This window comes from Mycobacterium sp. 852002-51961_SCH5331710 (assembly GCF_001665535.1).
Lineage (GTDB): Bacteria > Actinomycetota > Actinomycetes > Mycobacteriales > Mycobacteriaceae > Mycobacterium.
In genome coordinates this window covers 54,299-75,005 of sequence record NZ_LZSQ01000084.1, presented here as the reverse complement: position 1 = coordinate 75,005, position 20,707 = coordinate 54,299, and the positions used below count along the sequence as shown (strand labels likewise).

The window sequence follows — 20,707 nt, the reverse complement described above, 5'->3', positions numbered from 1 at the left end:
GCTCGCGCAAGGAGTCGGGCACGCCCCTAGCCCTGCGCGTCGACCGCGACCGGCTGCCATTCCTCCCACGTCTTGAGCCGGTTCTCGTAATCGGCCTTGGCCAACTGCAGCGGCAACTCGCCGAAAAACACCCGCAGCGGCGGGTTTTCGGCGTCGACGACCTTGAGCAGCGCCCGCGCCGACGCCTGCGGATCACCCGGCTTGGCCACCCGCTGGCTGCGGATCCGATCGGCTTCCTCGTGCACCTCTTTGTAATCGGGCAGCGGTGTCGACCGGCGCGACGACGAGCCCGCCCAGTCCGTCGCGAAGCCGCCCGGCTCGATCAACGTGACATGCACCCCGAACGCCGCCACTTCCTGGGCCAGCGCCTGCGAGAACCCTTCCAGCGCCCACTTCGACGCGTGATAGATGCCGACGTTCTGGAACGCGACGATCCCGCCGATCGACGACACCTGGATGATGTGCCCGCTGCGCTGCGCTCGCAGATACGGCAACGCGGCCTGCGTGACCCACAGCGCACCGAAGACGTTCGTCTCGATCTGGTCGCGCGCCTCCTGCTCGGTCACCTCCTCGATGAAGCCGAAGTGCCCGTAGCCAGCGTTGTTGACGACGATGTCCAGTCGGCCGAAGTGATCGTGGGCCTGCTTGACCGCCGCGAAGTCCGCGTCGCGGTCGGTCACGTCCAGCGCCAGGGGCAGCAACGAGTCGCCGTACTTCTCGACCAGATCGTCCAGCGAGGAGACGTTGCGGGCCGTGGCCGCGACCTTGTCGCCGCGCTCCAGCGCCGCGATCGTCCATTCGCGTCCGAAGCCCCGCGATGTCCCGGTGATGAACCAAACCTTTTCGCTCATGCTCCTATATCCCCTGTCGACGGGCTCTGCATTCCCGCTTGAAGCATCTTCACAGCTACGGTGGCCTCATGAGCCGCGCGACGCTGGAGAAGGACCCCCGCGATGTGGCGTCGATGTTCGACGCGGTGGCGCGGCGCTATGACCTGACCAACACCGTGATGTCGCTGGGTCAGGACCGGTTCTGGCGGCGAGCGACGCGTGCCGCACTGGGCATCGGCCCGCAGGACAAGGTTCTCGACCTCGCGGCGGGCACCGCTGTGTCGACGGTCGAGTTGGCCAGTTCGGGGGCGTGGTGCGTGGCTGCGGATTTCTCCGTCGGCATGTTGGCCGCCGGGGCCGAGCGCGACGTGCCGAAGGTCGCAGGTGACGCGACGCGGCTGCCGTTCGGCGACGGTGTGTTCGACGCGGTGACGATCAGCTTCGGTCTGCGCAACGTGGTCGACCACGTGGCTGGTCTGCGCGAGATGGCGCGCGTCACCCGGCCCGGCGGACGGTTGGTGGTGTGCGAGTTCTCCACGCCGACGAACGGGTTGTTCGCGACGGTGTACAAGGAGTACCTGATGCAGGCGCTGCCGAGGATCGCCCGTGCGGTGTCCTCCAATCCGGAGGCCTACGTCTACCTGGCCGAGTCGATCCGCGCATGGCCCGACCAGACGCAGCTGGCGCGTCAAATCGCCGATGCCGGCTGGTCGTCGGTGCGCTGGCGCAACCTTACCGGCGGCATCGTCGCCCTGCACGCCGCCACCAAGCCCCTGCGCTGATTACCGGTCGGGCGCCGCGACGCCGCGCTACGGTCTCGGCATGCACGGACGCCTGATCGACCCCGACGCCACCCTCGCCACCGATCCCCGCGCAGACCCGCGAATGGTGAAGGCATTCGCACAGTTCGGCCTCGATGGCCGGCTGCCCGCCGCACCACTGACCGTCGACTCTCCGCTCGAAGAACGCATCGCGTTCGCGACCATGAGCGAGCAGGGGATGGGCGCGATCCTCGAAGCGTTGGCCAAGGACCTGCCCGAGGTGTCCGGCGTGGCCACGTCGACGACGACGATCCCCGGGCCCGACGACAACGACATCACGCTCTACATCAGCCGCCCCGACGATGCGAGCGGCCCGCTGCCCGCGGTCGTGCATCTGCACGGCGGCGGGATGGCGCTGGGCAGCGCGGCCGACATCGGCTACATCAGGATCCGCGAATGCCTCGCGGCCACCGGGCTCGTCGTGGTCGGCGTCGAGTTCCGCAACTCCGGAGGCGAACTCGGTCCGCATCCGTTTCCGGCCGGTCTCAACGACTGCGCCGCCGCGGTGCGCTGGGTGGCAGCCAATCGCGCCGATCTCGGTGTCGCCCATCTGATCGTGTCGGGGGAGTCCGGCGGTGGCAACCTCACTCTGACCGTCGCGCACAAAGCCAAACGTGAGGGCTGGCTGGCCGAGATCGCCGGGTTGTACGCGCAGTGCCCATACATTTCCAACCGCTGGCTCGAGGAGTGCGAGGACCTGCCGTCACTGGCCGAGAACGACGAGTACTTCGTCAGTCGCCAACAACTCGCGCTGCTGGGTTCGATCTACAACCCCGACGGCTCCCATGCCGACGACCCGACGTGCTGGGCGTCGGTTGCCACCGATGAGGATCTCAACGGCCTTCCGCCCCATGTCATTTCGGTCAATGAACTGGACCCGCTCCGCGACGAGGGCCTGGCCTACTACCGCCGCTTGGTGCGGGCGGGCGTTCCCGCGGTGGGTCGAGTGGTCGCGGGCACCTGTCATGGCGGCGACTTGCTCTGCGGCGCTCACATGCCCGAGGTGTTCGACGCATCCATCCGCGACGTCAGCGGATTCGCGAAATCGTTGGGTTAGCCCTCGTCGACCGCGATCGCGGCCTGCTGGCCGCCGTTGGCCGGGGGAGCGCTGTTGACGGCCGGCAAGGGCGGTTCGGACTTGGCGTTCGACGACGGCTTTCCGGTCGCACCTCGATACGGTGTGCACACCCCGACGTAAGACACGTCCTGACACGGTCCTTGCGGCAATGCGGGCGCAACGGGGGCAGAGAACAGCGCGGCAGCGCCGACCGCGAACGCGGCGACCGCCGACCGAACCGTGAGACCGAGCATCGTTGGTTTCCTTCCGCCGATGCCTATGTGAACGCCCTTGCGCTTCAGGGTAATCCCTGCGCGCCGCTGAAAATAGGTCATCTAGCTGGGCTTACAGTTAGCCTGCTTTACGAATCCTGGGCGCTGCGGGTGTCCCAGAGTCGCTCTGTTTGCGGCCCGACGTCGGGGTCGTGCGTCTGCTGGAAGTTGCGTCCACCGCGGCCGAAGGTCGCGAGAACCGCTGGGGGAACGTCGGGTTCGAGTATCGGCTCGCCGAGCCAGCGGCACGGCCGCACATGCACCAAGTCGACCGCAACGGCGTCCGCGTCGTCGTCGCGGCGGTACGGGCCGTCGATGCGCCCCAGCCAGTACAGCCCGTCCGCATCGCGGGTCCACACGAACGCGCCGTTTTCGACATCGGCGAACCGTTCGATACGCCGAGCCAGCCGCTCGCCGAACCCCACGTCGCCGAAACCGACGACGCCCGTCGCCAGCGCCCTGTCCAGCGACGTCTGCGGGTCGATGTCGTCACCGCGGGATCGCATCGGAGCCCGGTACACGGCGGCCATCCGCGTTATTCTGCCTGCGACATGGAGACGTTCAAGCGCTACCTGATGTTTCAGGGCATGATGTTCGTCTTCGGCATCGTCGGCCCGATCTTCCTCGTCATGTACTTCGCGTCCCAACCAGATCCGACGGTGCGGTGGGCGTACTGGATCGGGCTCTTCATCACGACCGCCGATGTCCTGATTGCCCTGGGGCTCACGGCTTCTACCCAGACGAATGAGAAGTCCGGCGTCGCGGTGAAGCTGCTCGAGCGGGACCGGGGCGACTAGGTGAACGGCGCCCGCTCGTCGATACGCCGCGACAGCCGGCCGGCGCCGCGCCACACCCTGGCGGTCCAGTCCTCGTCCTCGTCGGTGACGAAGTTGCCCATCACCCGCACCGCGATGTTCATCAGAGCCGCCGACCGCATGGCGAGCGGTCCCGTCGACGGCAGGAACCGCGGAAACGTCAACAGCAGCGCGAGCCGTCGGGCCACCGAGAACCCGCGGGCGTAGTGCGCGGAGAGCACCGCGGGCCACGCCTGCGAGAGGTCACCGGTGCCCAGCAGTTCGGCCGCCAGCCGTCCGGTCTCCAGCCCGTAGTCGATGCCCTCGCCGTTCAGCGGATTGACGCAAGCCGCAGCGTCGCCGATCAACATCCAGTTGGGCCCGGCCACACCGGAGACCGCGCCGCCCATCGGCAACAGCGCCGACAGCCCGGCGCGCGGCTCCCCGACGAAGCCCCACTCCTCGCGACGCAGGCCCGTGTAATAGGACATCAACGGCCGCAGCGCGGCGTCGGCTGGTCGCTTCGCCGTCGCCAGCGCGCCGACGCCGATGTTCACCTCGCCGTTGCCCAGCGGGAAGATCCAGCCGTAGCCCGGCAGCACTTTGCCCTCCGGCGAGCGCAGTTCCAGGTGCGACGTGATCCACGGTTCGGCGGCGCGCGGCGTGGCGATGTAGCCGCGGATCGCCACGCCGTACACCGTCTCCTGATGCCACTCGCGGCCCAGCACGCGACCCAATGTCGAGCGGGCGCCGTCGGCGACGATCAGCTCGGCGCATCCGATCTCGGCACCCGAGTCGAGCACCACCGACTCCACGCGACCGGAGGAATCATGGCGCACGTCAACGGCTTTCACGCCGAGCATCATCTTGGCGCCCTCGTCGACAGCGACCATGCGGATGCGGTCGTCGAGTTCGGTGCGCGGAACGGCGCTCGAGGTGGAGGGGAACGACGGGCCCGGCCACGCGATTTCGACGTCGGCGCCGAAGCCGGACAACCGCAGACCCCGGTGCCGTACCCGCCCGTCCAGCCACGAGCCCAGGCCGAGCCGCTGCATCTCCAACACCGCGCGCGGGGTCAGCCCGTCGCCGCAGGCCTTGTCGCGCGGGAACTGCGCCTTGTCGATCACGAGCACCTCGCGGCCGGTGCGCGCCGCCCACGCAGCGGCGGCCGAACCCGCGGGCCCGGCCCCGACCACGACCACGTCCGCTCGGGTGTCCATGGTTCCCAGTATGTTGGCAGGGTGAGGACGCCAGCGACGGTGGTAGCCGGGGTGGACTTCGGAGATCCCGAATTTGCGCAGGAAGTGCGTGACGGGGTCGCCCGCATCGAGGACCTGATGGCCACTGAGCTCGGCAAAGCCGACGAGCTGATGGCCGAGGCGGTGCAACACCTGTTCCAGGCCGGCGGCAAGCGGTTCCGCCCGCTGTTCACGGTGCTCTCAGCCCGGCTGGGACCGGACCCGGACGCCTGGCAGGTCACCGTCGCAGGCGCGGTCATCGAACTGGTCCACCTGGCGACGCTCTATCACGACGACGTGATGGACGAGGCGCAGGTCCGCCGGGGTGCTGACAGCGCCAACGCCCGCTGGGGCAACAACATCGCGATCCTCGCGGGCGACTACCTGTTCGCCACCGCGTCGCGCCTCGTCAGCCGGCTCGGTCCGGAGGCCGTGCGCATCATCGCCGACACGTTCGCCCAGCTGGTCACCGGTCAGATGCGCGAGACCCGCGGCGCGGCCGAACACGTCGACTCCGTCGAGCACTACCTCAAGGTCGTCTACGAGAAGACCGCCTGCCTGATCGCGGCCTCCGGACGGTTCGGGGCGACGTTTTCCGGCGCCGACGAGGAGCAGATCGAGCGGTTGAGCCGCCTCGGCGGCATCGTCGGGACCGCCTTCCAGATCAGCGACGACATCATCGACATCGACAGCGATCCGGAGGAATCCGGCAAGGTGCCCGGCACCGACCTGCGGGAAGGCGTCCACACGCTGCCGGTGCTGTATGCGCTGCGCGACGACGGCCCCGAGGCCGACCGGCTGCGCGAACTGCTGGCCGGGCCGGTGGAGAACGACGACGACGTGGCCGAGGCGCTGCGGCTGCTGCGCACCTCGCCCGGTATGGCGAAGGCCAAGGAGACGGTCGCGCAGTACGCGGTGCAGGCCCGCGAGGAGCTCGCGCATCTGCCCGACGGACCCGGTCGCCAGGCCCTGGCGACGCTGGTGGACTACACCGTGAACCGGCACGGCTGAACAGCCGGAACTTGCGGAGCCCGACTAAGCGTTGACTCTTCGGAGTCTCTGGGTCTGAAGGAGGAAGCGATGACTTGGCATCCGCACGCGAACACCGCCAAGACGTTCGCTCTGCTGGTGGGGTTCTCGGCGCTGATCGTGTTCATCGCCTCGCTGTTCCGCAATACCGCGCTCATCGGCCTGGCGGTCCTGTTCGCCGTCGGCATGAACGCCTATATGTACTTCAACAGCGACAAGCTCTCGCTTCGTGCGATGCACGCCCAGCCGGTCACCGAGATGCAGGCCCCGGTCATGTACCGGATCGTGCGGGAACTGGCGACGACGGCGCGCCAGCCGATGCCGCGGCTGTACATCAGCGACACCGACGCCCCGAACGCGTTCGCCACGGGCCGCAATCCGCGCAACGCCGCGGTGTGCTGTACGACCGGCATCCTGCAGATCCTCAACGAACGCGAACTGCGCGCGGTGCTGGGTCACGAACTGTCGCACGTCTACAACCGCGACATCTTGATCTCCAGCGTCGCCGGCGCGATGGCCGCGGTCATCACCGCGCTGGCCAACATCGCCTACTTTGCGACACTGTTCGGCGGTAACCGGGAAGGTGGCGCGAATCCCTTTGCGATTCTGCTGGTTTCGATGCTCGGCCCGATCGCGGCGACCGTGATCCGGCTGGCGGTTTCGCGCTCGCGGGAATACCAGGCCGACCAGTCGGGTGCGGAGCTGACGGGCGACCCGCTGGCGTTGGCCAGCGCACTGCGCAAGATCAGCGTCGGCGTCGAGCAGGCGCCGTTGCCGCCCGACCCGAAACTCGCCGATCAGGCGCACCTGATGATCGCCAACCCGTTCCGGGCCGGCGAGAAGATCGGCAAGCTGTTCTCGACGCACCCGCCGATCGGCGACCGCATCGCGCGCCTGGAGTCGATGGCCGGCCGCGGACCGGGCTACTACTGACCGTCGCCCGGAGCCGGAGCGCCCCGTAACAGCGCGCCGACCTGCGGCGATGTGATCTGTGTGCTGCGATTCTCCTCGCCACCCCTTAGGGTGTGGACCGTGTTGAACAGGGTGTTGATCGGCGTCGTCGGGTCTGCGGGGGCGGCCCTCATCGGCGCGCAGGGTATCGCCGCGGCGCAGCCGACGGAGCCGCCTGCGCCACCGGCGCCGAACGTCAACGCGTTCGCGCCGGTGAAGCTGTCGGAGTTCGCGAAGATGGACGGCAACTGGTACGCGTTCAAGACGCCGGACGGGTTGACCTGCGTGCTGCAGCGCAACGGCGGCTACGGCTGTAGCGGCGCGATTCCCGCAGCGCCGAACGGTGCGAACTTCGTCAGCGGCGGCCCGGGTGTCCCGCAGTTCTCCGTGACGACGGGTGACGTATTCGCCGTCGTCGCCGACGCCCAACCCCTTCCGGCCGGCTCGCGCATCAGCTTCCAGACCGTCAGCTGCGGCAGCGATGGCGGCGTCACGACGTGCTCGGACAGCCGCAACCAGTCGGGCTTCGTGTTGAGCCCGGCGGGCAGCTACATCATCAACGGCGGCAGGGATCCGCTGCTGGAACGGCCCGAGGGCACCAACCCGTTCTTCAACTGACGACGCTTGGTGAACCGGCAGGCGGCTAGAACCCGGCGCCGTGCACCTCGTGGCCGGGCTTTTCGACCATCAGGCCCCGGTAGGCCTCCTCGACGGTGGAGCCGTGGTTGACCACGGAGTCCACCTCGCGCGCGATCGGCATCGAAATGCCGTACTGGTCGGCGAATTCCATGATGACGCTCGCGGCCTTGACGCCCTCGGCGACCTGGTTCATCGACGAGATGATCTCGTCGATCGGCTTGCCCGCTCCCAACTGCTCGCCGACGTGCCGGTTGCGGCTGCGCTGGCTGGTGCAGGTGACGATGAGATCGCCGATGCCGGCCAGGCCGGCGAACGTGTCGCGGTGCTCGCCTGTCGCCTCACCGAGCTTGGACATCTCGCGGATCGCGCGGGCCATCACCATCGCGCGGGTGTTCTCACCGATGCCCAGTGAGTAGCCCATGCCGACGGCGATCGCGTAGACGTTCTTCAATGCCCCGGCCATCTCCACGCCGACCACATCGTCGGTGGTGTAGGTGCGAAAACGCTTGGTGCGGAACAGTCTTGCCAGGTCGGCGGCGAGTTGCTGGTCGGGCATGGCGAGCACCGCGGCCGCGGCGTACCCCTCGGCCACCTCGCGCGCGATGTTCGGCCCGGCCAGGATCCCGGCCGGATGCCCGGGCAGCACCTCGGCGACGACCTGGCTCATACGGAAGTTCGTGCCCTGCTCGAGGCCTTTGACGAGCGACACCACCGGAACCCACGGCCGCAGCTCCTTCGCCAGTTCGGTGAGCACGCCGCGGAAGCCGTGGGACGGCACGCCCATGACGATGACGTCGGCGCACGAGGCCGCCTCGGTGAAGTCCGTGGTCGCCTTCAGGCTCTCGGGAAGCGCGACCTCGTTGCCCAGGTACTTCGAGTTGCGGTGGTTGACGTTGATGTCGTCGGCGGTCTCCTGGGAGCGCACCCACTGCAGCGTCGGCCCGCGGCGAGCGCAGATGGACGCCACCGTGGTGCCCCACGAGCCTCCACCGAGAACGACGACTTGGGGTACGCGTTGCTGAGGTGCCATGCCGATCAGGGTAGGTCGGACGGGTCGTCGCGAGGGCCGATTCGGGAACGCCGCAACAGCGCGTCGATTTCTACGCCAGGGCTGCGGTCGCCCGGAGGAGCACAGCCCCGGTGCAGAACTCGCGAAGCGGGCCCGCGCCGCTCAGCGGTAGTTGACGAACTGCAGCGCGACGTCGAGGTCGGCGCCCTTGAGCAGTGCGATAACGGCCTGCAGGTCGTCGCGCTTTTTGGAGCTGACGCGGATCTCGTCGCCCTGGATCTGCGCCTTGACGCCCTTGGGTCCTTCGTCACGGATGATCTTGGTGATCTTCTTGGCCTGCTCGCTGGTGATGCCCTGCTTGATCTGGCCGCTGACCTTGTAGGTCTTGCCCGATGCCTGCGGGTCGCCGGCGTCGAACGCCTTCATCGAGATGTCGCGGCGGACCAGCTTCTCCTTGAAGACGTCGACGGCGGCTTTGACGCGCTCCTCGGTCGAGCTGGTGATGACGACCGTCTCCTCGCCCTGCCACTCGATCGACGTATCGGTGCCGCGGAAGTCGTATCGGGTGGCCAGCTCCTTGGCGGCCTGGTTCAGAGCGTTGTCCACCTCCTGGCGGTCGACCTTGCTCACGACGTCGAACGATGAATCCGCCATTGGATCCGTCCTCCCTGATGGTCTGGTGCCGTTTTCGTCTTAGGCCCATCCTCGTTGTACCCTGCAAGTCGCACCAAACCGGGTCGCCCGGCCGGTGCAGCACCCAGGCAGGTTGCCCGAGCGGCCAATGGGAGCGGACTGTAAATCCGTCGGCTTACGCCTACGCAGGTTCGAATCCTGCACCTGCCACCATGCATGTCAGGTCCGCCTTCGAGCGGGCCTGATTGCGCTTCTGAGGCAACGACCGAACGCCTCCTAGCAAATGAGAGTCGCCAATCATAGGGAAATCCCTGATTCCCGGTCGGGAATCGAGGCTGCTCCGGACACCTCGCCCGCGAGCTCGGCGGCAGATGCGGTCATGGCACGAGTCCAGGCCTACCGCGAGATCAAGAGCCAGATCCAGCTCGCCCGCGATTCATGCTGAGCATCGGCGACTCCCGGGCAGAACGACTACGTCAAGGGCGGGCCCTGACGCCCGTGTGGTCGCGAAAAACATAGCTGCATACGGAGACTCGCGGCTATCGCGACGCAACGTCCGGCTCACAGTGCGTCGGCGGGGAAGACCTCGTCGGCCAGCGTGAGCCAATCGATGCTGCCCGTCTCGGTCGTCTCGTCGACGGTCGAGACCTTGGTCGTGACGGTTCTGGTCATGCCATCGATCGTCGCGCCCGACCGGTGTACCGCGGAATCGCCGGAAAGCCAGACTTCACGCCCCGCAGGTCAGCTTTTCCTATCCTTCAGGTAAGCCCGACGCCCGTGTGATGGCGCGGCTGACCACCTCGGCCACGTCATCGTCGGTCAACGCGCTGTCCTCGATCAGCGTGTGCGACAGGACAGTCCGGACGACGACTTCGGCCGCGGCGACCGGGGTCAGCGCGAGCTGGTCGGAATCCGGAATCGCCTGCGCAACCATCGCCGCCACCGTCCGCACCAGATTCAGTCGATCGTTGCCGACGGGCAGCCCGGCATCGAGCAGCCAGTGGGGTTCGTGATCGCGGATGTAGAGGAACGCCCGGTGATTGCGCAGGTACCGCAGCGTCGTGGTGACGACAGCGGACGTCTGCGCACTGGGATCGGCGTCGGGGTCGAACGCCGCGAGCGTCGCGGCGATCATCGCACCGATCTCCTGCTCGGCGATCGCGCCCAGCAGGCCGTCCTTGTCGCCGAACTCGCGGTAGGCCGTTGCGCGCGATACGCCGGCGCGCTCCGCGACCTGGCTCAGCGTCAGCCGATCCAGGCCGGATTCGCTGATCAACTCCAGTGCGGCCTGCACCAGTTGTGACGACGAACGAGTCCTGGCCACCGACTCTTTGTACCGCACCATTGCGCCCGCCCCCGAACTGAGACTAGATTCCGGATTAGTCTCAGTAGAGGAGCGACCGTTGACCCAAACGTCCATGCCCAGCGCGTCGACCGGCGGGCCCCATCTCCCCGAACTCCACCGCTATCTCGGGACCCTGCAGGTCAGGGAGCGCGACCAGCTGATGACCCAACTCGCGACCCTCAACGGTGCCGACCTCCGAAGCCTCGGCGTCAGCGAGCCGCAACTAACCGAATACGACTACCGGGTCGACGACATCGGCGGGACCATCCCGGCCGAGCTCGACGGAACCCTGTACCGCAACGGCCCCGGCCGCTGGCAGGACCACAGCGGTCGGCCTCTACATCACCTCTTCGACGGCGACGGCATGCTGTCGGCCTTCACCATTGCCGACGGCGCCGTTCACTACAAGAACCGGTACGTGCGGACCAACCACTATCTCGGCAAGACCGGGCTCAACCACATGGGCACCGCCGCGCCCGGCGGCATCAAGTCCAACATCGGTCGCCTCCCGCCGAATCTGGCCAATACCAACGTCGTCGAGCACGCCGGCCGGCTGTACGCCTTGTGGGAAGGCGGGCCACCGCACGAGATCGACCCCGAGACACTGGAAACCATCCGTGTCCGCCGATTCGGCGGCGAATTGCGCTGGGTGGGTTCGTATTCGGCGCACCCGTGCTTCTGCCCGCGATCCGGCGAGATGTTCAACTTCGGCGTCGAGTTCATCCCGAGGCCGCACCTACGGATCTATCGCACCGATCCGACGGGTCGGCTGAAGCACTTCCGCTCGGCGCGGCTGCCCTACGTCGCCATGGTGCACGACTTCGCGCTGACGGAAAGCCATCTGGTGTTCGTGGTCTCGCCCATCATCCCGGCTGCGCTACCGGTGCTGCTGGGGCTCAAGCCGATGGGCGACGCCATGCGGTACCGGCCCGAGCGGGGCAGCGTGTTCGTCCTGGTGCCGCGGGACGGCGGCAAGATCCGCACCATCGAATACGACGCTGTCCTGATGTTCCACCTCAGCAACGCCTACGACGACGACGGCGACACCGTCATCGACGCGATCATTTACGACGACGGCCGACTCCTACAGCGGCTCAACCGCTTCCACGTCGCACCCCTCGACGACGCCCCTTCGACGTTCATGCGCTACCGCCTCACACGGTCGGGACGCGTCATCGCCGAAGCGCTGTCCGATCTTCCCTGCGAATTCCCCCGTCACAACGACGCAGTCGAGGGTCGTCAACATCGGTACGCCTACGTCAACACGCGCCACCATCTGGTGTCGTTCTACGACTCGATCACCAGACTCGACCTGAGCGACTCCTCCGCGTCGACATACACCACACCCGAGGCCGGAAACAGCTTCTGCGAGCCGGTGTTCGCCGCCAAGCCCAAGGCAACCGCAGAGGACGACGGGTGGGTGCTCTCCGTCGAATACCAGGCGCGCACGCACACGTCGCGCCTGGTGATCTTCGACGCCGCCGACATCGCCGCCGGTCCGATCGCCGCCGCCCACCTGCGCCACCACATTCCGCAGGGCTTTCACGGCAACTTCGCCCCGCGCCCCCGCTGAAACCGTTGTAGCGGGCGCCGTTTGTGAATCTGACGACGTTTTCGCACCCGAGTCCGTCGCCATATTCACAAACGAGCCCCCAGGCCCAGCCCCCGAGGTCCTTGACCCGTGCCCCAGCGAGGTTCAGTGTTTGCATAGGCCGACCGAACGCAGGGGAGGGCTGCTGATGAGCATCGACGACGAACCCGTCACCACACTCGAGGACCTGCGCGGCGATCTGGCACGCCGATACAAGTGGACACCGACCGGCGGCGCCGAGGTGGACCCGGCGGTCGTCGACGCCGACATGGCGTCCCTCGACCGCGACGGCTATCTCATCTGGGAGAACCTGCTCAGCGCCGACGAGTGCCGGCAGATCAAAGAGACGGTCGCGCCGTGGCTCGCGCATACGGGGCGCAACGCGTTCGAGGGGCGGCACACACAGCGCGTGTACAGCCTGCTGAGCAGGACGCGGGTCTGCGACGGGCTGGTCGACCATCCGCGGGTGCTGGCGGTTCTCGACCGGCTGCTCATGGACAACTACCTGCTGTCCGCGTTGCAGGCCATCAACATCCAGCCCGGCGAGACCGCCCAGATGGCCCACCACGACGACGGCTTCTATCCGATCCCGCGGCCGCGCGACCCGCTTGCGGCCGCGACGATCTGGGCGATCGACGACTTCACCGCCGACAACGGCGCCACCGTGCTCTATCCCGGCAGCCACCGCTGGGGCAGGCGCCGCCCCGAACCGGACGACCCCGCGATGCCCGTCGTCATGCCCGCGGGCTCATGCGTCTTCTTCGTCGGCACGCTCTGGCACGGCGGCGGCGCGAACACCACCGACACCGACCGACTCGCCGTGACCGCCCAATACTGCCAGCCGTGGCTGCGGCCGATGGAGGCGTTCACGCTGTCGATATCCCGCGACACCGCGCGAGAGGTGTCCGACGACATCCGCCGAATGATCGGATACAGCATCCACCCGCCGTTCGTCGGCGCGGTCGACGGGCTGCATCCCCTGAGGCTCCTCGAAGAGCCCTGACCGCAACCCAATTCGCTACGCGGGGGTGAACCGCACCGCGGCCATCCGCTCCCGGCGAACCACGTCGGCGAAATCCTCGACCGACGGGATGCCGCCGTCGCGGAACTTCAGCCCCATCATCGCCGGCGCGCGCTTGGGTCCCCAGGCCTTCGCGCAGCGGTGCGACAACTCGGCGACGAGCGCGGTGTCGGTCAACAGTTCACCGCGCATCTTCGTCGTCCGGCCGTCGAGCACCACGTCGGCGGTGGCCCCGTCGCGGAAATTGTTCTTCCACGGCGCCGACGTCAGCGCATACAGTTCCCCGTCAATTCTGTGCGCGCTCACCGGAATTGAGTACTGACGCCCGCTCTTGCGACCGACGACGTCGATCAACATCATGCGACTGCGCAGCGACCCGACCAGGGGAGTGCGCAGCAACCCGCCAATCAGCGGATTCACGATTCGCAGCACCTTGTCCGGTGGATGCGACGGCTCCACAGCGGGAGATTGTTCTGCCATGGGTTCACGGTAGGACGGGCCGGTCGCTATGACGGCGTTCTGGCAAAACTCGGCTACAGAGACCCCGGGGTCGTCGGGCACGTCGACGGCGTGTTCGGGCAGCGCCTCGAGCGAGACGATCTCGAGTGTGCGCTCGTGCGTCGACACCAACACCGCCGACCGGTCTCCTTGTCTCCACCGCTTGCCGGTGACGGCACCGACAAAGTCGACCGTGTCATCAATGCCGGTGATCAATGAATAGCCTGTCACCGGCGACTGAAGGCGGGTTCGGCGCAAGTACCAGCCGCCGTCGACCGTAAGCCGTTAGGCTGGCCGCGCGGCAAGCACGTCGAACGCCGACGAACCGGAAGCGTAGCGCGGACTGGGGGTGGACGTGACGAACCCGGAAACGCCAGAACCGGTCGACGCTCGTCGCGGCAAGGTTGACTTCACCGGCGTACGTTGGGGATCGGTCGAGTGGACACTGCTGTGCATGCTCTACCTAAGGGCCTGTGAGAGCCGATCCGGCCGACCCATACTGGGTGACCAGGTCGCTGCACAGCACGTCGCACGCATCGAGTACGACTGGGAACGTGTCCACCGTGCGGTGCGCCCGGCGATCAATCAGTTCGGTGTGGCATTGCGTGGCGCGCAGTTCGACGCACTCGTCACTTACTACCTATCGGCGCATCCGAATGCCACGGTGTTGCACCTGGGTTGTGGATTGCACAGTCGCGCAGTACGTTTGGCAATACCGCCGGACGTGAGATGGTTCGACGTCGACTTACCGCAAGTGATCGCGTTGCGCCGGAAGCTGTACGCGGAGTCCAGTCGCTATCAGATGATCGGGTCGTCGATCACCGATCCGAGCTGGCTTGACCAGATCCCGACGGGCGGTCCCGCGCTGATCGTCGCAGAGGGTGTTCTGATGTATCTCACCCAGCAGGATTTAGCGCGTCTGTTGCCTGAGCTGCTCGATCGCTTTGATACCGGAGAGCTCCTCGTCGACCTCCTGTCGCCGTGGGGACCTCGACTGTCGAGATCCGGCATCATCAAATGGGGCACCCGCGACGGCCGCGAGATCACCTGGTGGGATGCCCGACTGCGCCTCGTCGATAACAGCTCGGTCATTTCCGGATTCGAAAAAATCCCGCTCACGACCCCGCGGCTTTTGTACCGGGTACAGAGCCTGATCCGCACGACCCGAAATTATGACCGTATCTTCCGATACGCGTTCTAGACCCCCAGCGCAGCGCTCCCCGCATGTCCTCGCGTTTGGTAGCCCATATAACAACAAATCGCTGATCAAACGTTTCTTACGGCCACGATAATTTTTTGCCGAAACTGCGTGGTCGCGTGTGACGACGAGTTAGCGTCGAACCGGTTTCACTCAAGCGGGGTTTGGGAGAGAACCAGATGAACGGGAGCCCGTTCGACGACGACAACCGCAGTTTACTCGTTCGGGTCACCGGCGAGGGGCGGCACATCGCGTGGCCGGCCTTCACGAAGGGGCCAGCCGGCTGGTGGGTGGTTCACGGGGAAGCGGACCGCGCTAGGTGTCTGGTCTTAATCGAGCAGAACTGGTCTGACACACGGCCGAAGAGCCCGCGCATGCGGCTCAGATCGCGGCAGGCCTGATCGGGCTTTCCTTCAATATCTTCTGGATCGAGGGCTCGAATGGAGCTTGACAACCAGGCATTGCCGTTGACACGCCGGCAACTTGACATATGGCTTGCCCAGCAGACGGGCCACTCCGGCACCGAGTGGCAGCTCGGCATGTTCGTCAAGATCGAGGGCACCATCCAGCCGGACGTCTTCGAACAGGCGATCAGGCTCGGGCTGCAGGAGGCCGAACCTATTCGCGCCGCCTTCTTCGAGGAGGACGGTCAGATAGTCCAGCGAGCGATCGACTACGCCGACCTCGAATTGGCTCGCTACGACCTGATCGGCTCCGACCGCGCTGAGCAGGAAGCCCGGCGGATAGCGACAGCGATCGAACGCACCCCGATGCCGTTCGACGGCAAGCTGATGAAGTTTGCGCTGTTTGCGACGCGCCCTGGCGAATATTACTGGTTCGCATGCTGTCATCACATTGTCATCGACGGCATGAGCATGGGACTGGTGGGTCGGCGCATCGCCGCTATCTACTCGGCCCTTATCGCGGGTACGCCCGCCCCGCCCGCCTTCTTCGGTTCTCTTCGGGACTTTGTGCGCAGCGAGTTGGAGTACGAGTCGTCGACCGACTACCTGGAGGACGAAGCGTACTGGCGGGAAAACCTCCCATCGGAAATCGCACCAGGATTTCGGCTACCGCGAGATGCAGGCACGACCGATTCGCACAGGCCATCGACTCCGATCCACCTGGATCCGGCCGTCGTCGGCTGCGTCAAAGAGTTGGCCAAGGCACTGGGCATCCGGCGGTCGTCGGTCCTCACTGCCGCGTGCGCGCTGCTGGTGCGCGGGTGCAGCTGCGGCGACTCGGAGGTGGTGCTCGACTTTCCGGTCAGCAGGCGGGCCGACGCAAAGACGAAAACTCTTCCTGCGATGCTCGCCGGAGTCGTCCCGCTGGTCCTGAAAATGTCGCCGCAGTCCACTGTCGCCGACCTCTGCCGACAAGTCGACCAGCGAACCCGAGAATTGTTGCGTCATCAACGTTTTCCGGTGCAATCCCTAGAGCTCGGCGGTGACCATCGCCGCTTGAGCCAAGCACCGGACCGGGTCGTGCTCAACTTCGTTCCCTCGCGTCTGTCGCTGAACCTCGCCGGTGCGCCGGCGACGGCAACATACACAACATTTGGCCCGGTGGGGTACTTCGGCTTGTTCTTTGTCGGGGTTGGTGATCAACAGTCGTTCTGCTCGGCCGGGGCGGGGCAACCGTTCGCGAACTTCGCGCCGTCGGATTTGGCTGAACGTCTGCAACGGATGTTGACCGCCATGGCGACCGCTCCCGAAAGTCGGTTGCCGACGTTGACTGTCCTCGGGTCGGACGAGCATGCCCGCCTGGACGAATGTGGTAATCGTGCGGTGCTGACCACGGCGTTACCCACGCCGTCGTCGATCCCGGGGTTGTTCTCTGCGCAGGTGACGCGCACCCCCGATGCGGTCGCGCTGGTATGCGGTGATCGCACGTGGACCTATCGCGAGTTGGACGAGGCGTCTAATCGACTGGCTCGCCTGCTGGTCTCACGCAACGTGCGGCCAGGACAGATAGTGACGCTGCTCTTTTCGCGCAGTGCCGAGGCGATTGTTTCGATCTTGGCGGCCTTGAAAACCCGTGCGGCATACCTGCCGATTGATCCGGCGACGCCCACGGCCCGTATCGCTTACATCATCGAGGACGCTGCGCCCGTTGCCGCGATGACGACCGCTGGCCTGGCCTCTTCGCTCGCCGGATACGGACTGCCGGTCATCAACGTCGACGACGCAGCAACGCATTTACAGTCCGGCGACCCGTTGCCGCCACCTGATCCCGACGACATCGCCCATATCATCTACACCTCGGGCACCACTGGGGCTCCCAAGGGTGTTGCCATCACCCACCGTAACCTCACCCGGCTACTCGGTCCGCCGGACGAGTACCTGTCCCCGCGGGCGTGGGGGCAATGGCATTCGTATGGCTTCGACGCCTCAGTCGAAGAGATCTGGCGCGCACTGCTACACGGTGGGCGGTTGGTGATCGTGCCTGAGGAGGTCGCGGCCTCCCCGCAAGACCTGCACGCCTTGCTCGTCGCCGAGAGCGTCGGTGTCCTAAGCCAGACGCCGTCGGCGCTGGGGACGCTCGCGCCGGAGGGTCTGGACTCGATAGCGCTACTGGTGGCCGGCGAAGCTTGCCCGGCCGAGTTGGTGGACCGGTGGGCGCCGGGCCGGGTGATGCTCAACGGCTATGGCCCCACCGAAACGACGATCTGCGCATCCAGGAGTGCTCCATTGGTGCCCGGTTCGGGTGCCCCGCCGATCGGTGCACCGGCTGGAGGGTCGGCGTTGTTCGTCCTCGACGGGTGGCTGCGTCCGGTCCCCGCCGGTGTGGTCGGCGAGCTGTACGTCGCGGGTCGCGGTGTGGGGGTGGGGTATTGGCGTCGAGCGGGATTGACCGCGTCGCGGTTCGTGGCGTGTCCGTTCGCCGGTGGGGGGCAGCGGATGTATCGCACCGGGGATCTGGTGTGTTGGCGTCCAGACGGGCAGTTGCAGTATTTCGGGCGCGCCGATGAGCAGGTCAAGATCCGCGGCTACCGCATCGAACTGGGCGAGGTGCAGGCGGCGCTGGCCGGACTGGCCGGGGTGCAGCAATCGGTGGTGATCGCGCGCGAGGACCGCCCCGGGGACAAGCGACTGGTCGGGTATGTGACCGGTGCGGTGGATGCGGGCGCGGCCCGTGCGGCGTTGGCCGACCGGTTACCGCCGTATATGGTGCCGGCCGCGGTGGTGGTGCTCGACGGGTTGCCGGTCACGGTCAACGGCAAGCTCGACACCCGCGCGTTGCCGGCCCCCGAGTACGTCGACGCCGATCGGTATCGCGCTCCGTCCAACCCACTCGAGGAAATGCTGGCCGGTATCTATGCCCGTGTGCTCGGGCTCGAACGCGTCGGTGTCGACGACTCCTTCTTCGACCTCGGCGGCGACTCCTTGTCGGCGATGCGCGCGATCGGCATGATCGCCAAGTCCGTCGATGCCCATTTGACCGTGCGCGCGTTGTTCGATGCGCCCTCGGTCGCGCTGTTGGCATCCCGTGTCAGAGCTGACGGAAGTCGGCGCCCGCAGTTGGTCGCCAGCGAGCGGCCTGCGGTGATTCCGTTGTCGTTCGCGCAGAGTCGACTGTGGTTCCTGGACCAGCTGCAGCCGGGCGCGTACAACATGCCGACGGTCCTGCGAATCAGTGGCCCACTTGACGTCGAGGCGCTCAGCACCGCCTTCGACGATGTCGTCGCGCGACACGAAGTGCTACGGACCGTGTATCGCCAAACCGACGGTGTGCCATATCAACAGGTGCTGTCGGCCGGCGCTGCGATGTGGCGATGCCACGGCATGCCGATGGAATCGATGTCCGAGCGTGAGGCGTTCGGCGAATTGACTGCTCTGGCAGCCTATCCGTTCGACCTATCGGTGGAGATTCCGCTTCGCGCTCAACTGTATTCGATCGGCCCCCAAGAGTATCTGTTGGGGATCGTGTTGCACCACATCGCATTTGACGGTTGGTCAATGGCACCGCTAACGCATGATCTGGCTCAGGCGTATGAAAGTCGCCGACGGGCTCGAGAGCCTGAGTGGTCTGTGTTGCCGGTGCAATACGTCGACTACGCGTTATGGCAGCGTGAGCAGTTTGGTGATCTGGCGGACAGTCGCAGCCTGATCGCCGCACAGCTGGACTATTGGCATGATGCCTTGGCGGGCATGCCCGAACGGCTCCAGCTTCCAACTGACCGTCCCTACCCGCCAGTGGCCGACCAGCGGGGCGCCACCGTGCCAGTGGACTGGCCGGTGTCACTACAGCAGCGGGTGCGTCAAATGGCCGCGAATTGCAGCGCGACCAGTTTCATGGTGGTGCAGGCGGCGCTCGCGGTGCTGCTGTCGCGGTTGAGTGGCAGTGCGGATGTAGCGATGGGGTTTCCCATCGCGGGCCGCACCGATCCCGTGCTGGACGATTTGGTGGGTTTCTTCGTCAACACGTTGGTTTTGCGGGTTGACCTCAAGGAGGACCCTACGGTCGATGAGGTACTCGCGCAGGTACGCCAACGCAGCATAGGCGCCTACGAGAACGAGGACGTACCCTTCGAGGCGCTCGTCGAACGCCTGAACCCGACCCGCAGTCTGACCCATCATCCGCTGGTCCAGGTGTTGTTGGCCTGGCAGAACCTTCCCGGCCATGCGGGCTCCCCAACCCCCTTGGCGTTGGACGGACTACAAGTCACCCAGATTCCGGTCGACACTCACACCGCGCGCATGGACCTGTCTTTCTCGTTGGCCGAGCAGTGGACGGAAAGTGGTGAACCGGCTGGTATTTCGGGTGAAGTAGAGTTTCGCAGCGACGTTTTCGACGCGCACACGATCACGACTATGTTGCAACGGTTCGAGCGGGTCCTGATGGCCATGACAGCTGATCCGGCAGCGCGCTTGTCGTCGATCGAATTGCTCGACGCAACCGACCTCGCTCGGCTGGATCAGATCGGCAACCGTGCTGTGCTCGCCGACCCGGCTCCTGCAGCCGCGTCGATACCGCAGCTGTTCACCGAGCACGTGACGCGCCACCCGGTAACGGTTGCTATCAGCTGCGGACGGGATTCGTGGACGTACCGCGAACTCGACCTGGCCTCAGATCGGTTGGCACATCTGCTGTCTGCTCACGGTGCGCGTCCCGGTGAGACAGTCGCGTTGCTGCTGGAACGCTCCGCCGAGGCGATCGTGGCGATGCTGGCGGTGCTCAAGACCGGGGCGGCCTACCTTGCGATCGACCCGTCCCATCCGGACGCCCGCGTCGAGTTCATGCTCACCGACGCCACACCGGTGGCCGCGCTCACCACCCCCGATCTGAGAGAGCGACTCGACGGCTATGCCCTCGCTGTGTTCGACGCCGCCGACCCAGGCGAGGACGCACAACGCGGTTCCACCCTCTCGGCACCGGCAGCCGAGGATATCGCTTACGTCGTCTACACCTCCGGGACCACCGGAACTCCCAAAGCGGTGGCCATCACCCATCGCAACCTGTCTCACCTCGTCGCCTCGACGCCACCGGATCTGCCTGCAACGCAGGTGTGGACGCAATGTCACTCCTACGGTTTCGATTTCTCGGTCTGGGAGATTTGGGCCGCCCTGCTCGGCGGCGGGCGACTGGTGATCGTCTCTGAAGCGATCGCCGCTTCGCCCGACGACTTCCACGAGCTGTTGGTGCGGGAACGGGTCAACGTCTTGACCCAAACCCCCTCAGCGGTGGCCGCATTGAGTCCGTCGGGGCTCGAAGGGGTGGCAGTGTTACTTGGCGGTGAGGTGTGTCCTGCCGAGGTGGTGGATCGGTGGGCGCCGGACC

19 protein-coding genes and 1 tRNA gene (1 of these 20 only partly in view) are annotated in these 20,707 nt (G+C 66.3%); 12 read left to right on the top strand and 8 right to left on the bottom strand.

The annotated features are described in order from the left end of the window. Positions 1-26 precede the first annotated feature (26 nt). Positions 27-851, bottom strand: a complete 825-nt coding sequence (locus A5752_RS13960; protein WP_067086284.1) for an SDR family oxidoreductase — start codon at positions 849-851, stop codon at positions 27-29. 68 nt (positions 852-919) lie between these two features. On the opposite strand from A5752_RS13960, the gene A5752_RS13955 reads away from it, so the two are divergent. Continuing rightward, positions 920-1,612 carry a demethylmenaquinone methyltransferase gene (locus tag A5752_RS13955; RefSeq protein WP_067086282.1) on the top strand — a complete coding sequence of 231 codons (693 nt, stop codon included), beginning with the start codon at positions 920-922 and terminating at the stop codon, positions 1,610-1,612. A 40-nt stretch (positions 1,613-1,652) separates the two neighbouring features. After that, entirely contained in the window at positions 1,653-2,708 is a 1,056-nt protein-coding gene (locus A5752_RS13950) for an alpha/beta hydrolase fold domain-containing protein (protein WP_067086280.1), read from the top strand. Here A5752_RS13950 and A5752_RS13945 read toward each other — a convergent pair. Further along, a complete protein-coding gene (locus A5752_RS13945) occupies positions 2,705-2,962 on the bottom strand; it encodes a hypothetical protein (protein ID WP_067086274.1) in 258 nt (85 codons plus the stop codon). The two genes, A5752_RS13950 and A5752_RS13945, sit on opposite strands and share 4 nt — an antisense overlap. A gap of 107 nt (positions 2,963-3,069) precedes the next feature. Further along, on the bottom strand, positions 3,070-3,510 hold the full coding sequence (locus A5752_RS13940; RefSeq protein WP_067086271.1) for a hypothetical protein: 441 nt from the start codon (positions 3,508-3,510) through the stop codon (positions 3,070-3,072). Between the two features lie 21 nt (positions 3,511-3,531). On the opposite strand from A5752_RS13940, the gene A5752_RS13935 reads away from it, so the two are divergent. Next, on the top strand, positions 3,532-3,777 hold the full coding sequence (locus A5752_RS13935; RefSeq protein ID WP_067086269.1) for a hypothetical protein: 246 nt from the start codon (positions 3,532-3,534) through the stop codon (positions 3,775-3,777). Here the strand turns inward: A5752_RS13935 and menJ are convergent. Then, the gene (gene menJ, locus A5752_RS13930) at positions 3,774-4,994 is read right to left on the bottom strand and encodes a menaquinone reductase MenJ (protein WP_067086267.1); all 1,221 of its coding nucleotides are present in this window, start codon (positions 4,992-4,994) and stop codon (positions 3,774-3,776) included. The genes A5752_RS13935 and menJ overlap by 4 nt on opposite strands. Positions 4,995-5,015: 21 nt before the next feature. Here menJ and grcC1 point away from each other — a divergent pair, with 21 nt between their 5' ends. The 3 genes from grcC1 to A5752_RS13915 all read left to right on the top strand — a co-directional run bounded on the left by grcC1 (position 5,016) and on the right by A5752_RS13915 (position 7,610). Beyond that, positions 5,016-6,023, top strand: a complete 1,008-nt coding sequence (grcC1, locus tag A5752_RS13925; RefSeq protein ID WP_197500615.1) for a nonaprenyl/(2E,6E)-farnesyl/geranylgeranyl diphosphat synthase — start codon at positions 5,016-5,018, stop codon at positions 6,021-6,023. A 69-nt stretch (positions 6,024-6,092) separates the two neighbouring features. Then, positions 6,093-6,974 (top strand): zinc metalloprotease HtpX, encoded by an 882-nt coding sequence (gene htpX / locus A5752_RS13920; protein ID WP_067086263.1) that lies wholly within the window; start codon positions 6,093-6,095, stop codon positions 6,972-6,974. Positions 6,975-7,073: 99 nt separating this feature from the next. Beyond that, positions 7,074-7,610 carry a hypothetical protein gene (locus A5752_RS13915; RefSeq protein ID WP_067086420.1) on the top strand — a complete coding sequence of 179 codons (537 nt, stop codon included), beginning with the start codon at positions 7,074-7,076 and terminating at the stop codon, positions 7,608-7,610. Between the two features lie 25 nt (positions 7,611-7,635). Here A5752_RS13915 and A5752_RS13910 read toward each other — a convergent pair whose 3' ends face one another. Continuing rightward, entirely contained in the window at positions 7,636-8,661 is a 1,026-nt protein-coding gene (locus A5752_RS13910) for an NAD(P)H-dependent glycerol-3-phosphate dehydrogenase (protein WP_067086261.1), read from the bottom strand. Between the two features lie 141 nt (positions 8,662-8,802). Continuing rightward, positions 8,803-9,294, bottom strand: a complete 492-nt coding sequence (locus A5752_RS13905; RefSeq protein WP_067086258.1) for a YajQ family cyclic di-GMP-binding protein — start codon at positions 9,292-9,294, stop codon at positions 8,803-8,805. Between the two features lie 106 nt (positions 9,295-9,400). Between A5752_RS13905 and A5752_RS13900 the strand changes: the two genes are divergently transcribed. After that, a tRNA-Tyr gene (locus tag A5752_RS13900) sits at positions 9,401-9,486 on the top strand. Between the two features lie 538 nt (positions 9,487-10,024). On the opposite strand, the gene A5752_RS13895 is transcribed toward A5752_RS13900, so the two are convergent. Next, on the bottom strand, positions 10,025-10,597 hold the full coding sequence (locus A5752_RS13895) for a TetR/AcrR family transcriptional regulator (protein ID WP_082963888.1): 573 nt from the start codon (positions 10,595-10,597) through the stop codon (positions 10,025-10,027). A gap of 79 nt (positions 10,598-10,676) precedes the next feature. On the opposite strand from A5752_RS13895, the gene A5752_RS13890 reads away from it, so the two are divergent. Both A5752_RS13890 and A5752_RS13885 read left to right on the top strand, forming a co-directional pair. Beyond that, positions 10,677-12,191 (top strand): carotenoid oxygenase family protein, encoded by a 1,515-nt coding sequence (locus tag A5752_RS13890; RefSeq protein WP_231983406.1) that lies wholly within the window; start codon positions 10,677-10,679, stop codon positions 12,189-12,191. Between the two features lie 166 nt (positions 12,192-12,357). After that, the gene (locus A5752_RS13885) at positions 12,358-13,212 is read left to right on the top strand and encodes a phytanoyl-CoA dioxygenase family protein (RefSeq protein WP_067086251.1); all 855 of its coding nucleotides are present in this window, start codon (positions 12,358-12,360) and stop codon (positions 13,210-13,212) included. A 15-nt stretch (positions 13,213-13,227) separates the two neighbouring features. On the opposite strand, the gene A5752_RS13880 is transcribed toward A5752_RS13885, so the two are convergent. Then, positions 13,228-13,959: a hypothetical protein gene (locus A5752_RS13880; RefSeq protein ID WP_502686729.1), complete on the bottom strand. Its 732-nt coding sequence runs from the start codon at positions 13,957-13,959 to the stop codon at positions 13,228-13,230. 118 nt (positions 13,960-14,077) lie between these two features. On the opposite strand from A5752_RS13880, the gene A5752_RS13875 reads away from it, so the two are divergent. From A5752_RS13875 to A5752_RS13865, 3 genes are all read left to right on the top strand, one after another. Further along, positions 14,078-14,929 carry a class I SAM-dependent methyltransferase gene (locus tag A5752_RS13875; RefSeq protein WP_231983405.1) on the top strand — a complete coding sequence of 284 codons (852 nt, stop codon included), beginning with the start codon at positions 14,078-14,080 and terminating at the stop codon, positions 14,927-14,929. A 176-nt stretch (positions 14,930-15,105) separates the two neighbouring features. Continuing rightward, positions 15,106-15,327 carry an MbtH family NRPS accessory protein gene (locus A5752_RS13870; RefSeq protein ID WP_067086413.1) on the top strand — a complete coding sequence of 74 codons (222 nt, stop codon included), beginning with the start codon at positions 15,106-15,108 and terminating at the stop codon, positions 15,325-15,327. A gap of 39 nt (positions 15,328-15,366) precedes the next feature. Then, positions 15,367-20,707, top strand: the beginning of a protein-coding gene (locus tag A5752_RS13865; RefSeq protein ID WP_067086249.1) for a non-ribosomal peptide synthetase. The gene runs 24,674 nt beyond the window's last position; only the first 5,341 of its 30,015 coding nucleotides appear in the window; it begins with the start codon at positions 15,367-15,369; its stop codon lies off the right edge, out of view.

Coding starts and splice junctions, on each gene's coding strand:
- A5752_RS13960 (WP_067086284.1), bottom strand. CDS start 851: ATGAGCGAAAAGGTTTGGTTCATCACCGGGACATCGCGGGGCTTCGGA.
- A5752_RS13955 (WP_067086282.1), top strand. CDS start 920: ATGAGCCGCGCGACGCTGGAGAAGGACCCCCGCGATGTGGCGTCGATG.
- A5752_RS13950 (WP_067086280.1), top strand. CDS start 1,653: ATGCACGGACGCCTGATCGACCCCGACGCCACCCTCGCCACCGATCCC.
- A5752_RS13945 (WP_067086274.1), bottom strand. CDS start 2,962: ATGCTCGGTCTCACGGTTCGGTCGGCGGTCGCCGCGTTCGCGGTCGGC.
- A5752_RS13940 (WP_067086271.1), bottom strand. CDS start 3,510: ATGGCCGCCGTGTACCGGGCTCCGATGCGATCCCGCGGTGACGACATC.
- A5752_RS13935 (WP_067086269.1), top strand. CDS start 3,532: ATGGAGACGTTCAAGCGCTACCTGATGTTTCAGGGCATGATGTTCGTC.
- menJ (WP_067086267.1), bottom strand. CDS start 4,994: ATGGACACCCGAGCGGACGTGGTCGTGGTCGGGGCCGGGCCCGCGGGT.
- htpX (WP_067086263.1), top strand. CDS start 6,093: ATGACTTGGCATCCGCACGCGAACACCGCCAAGACGTTCGCTCTGCTG.
- A5752_RS13910 (WP_067086261.1), bottom strand. CDS start 8,661: ATGGCACCTCAGCAACGCGTACCCCAAGTCGTCGTTCTCGGTGGAGGC.
- A5752_RS13905 (WP_067086258.1), bottom strand. CDS start 9,294: ATGGCGGATTCATCGTTCGACGTCGTGAGCAAGGTCGACCGCCAGGAG.
- A5752_RS13885 (WP_067086251.1), top strand. CDS start 12,358: ATGAGCATCGACGACGAACCCGTCACCACACTCGAGGACCTGCGCGGC.
- A5752_RS13870 (WP_067086413.1), top strand. CDS start 15,106: ATGAACGGGAGCCCGTTCGACGACGACAACCGCAGTTTACTCGTTCGG.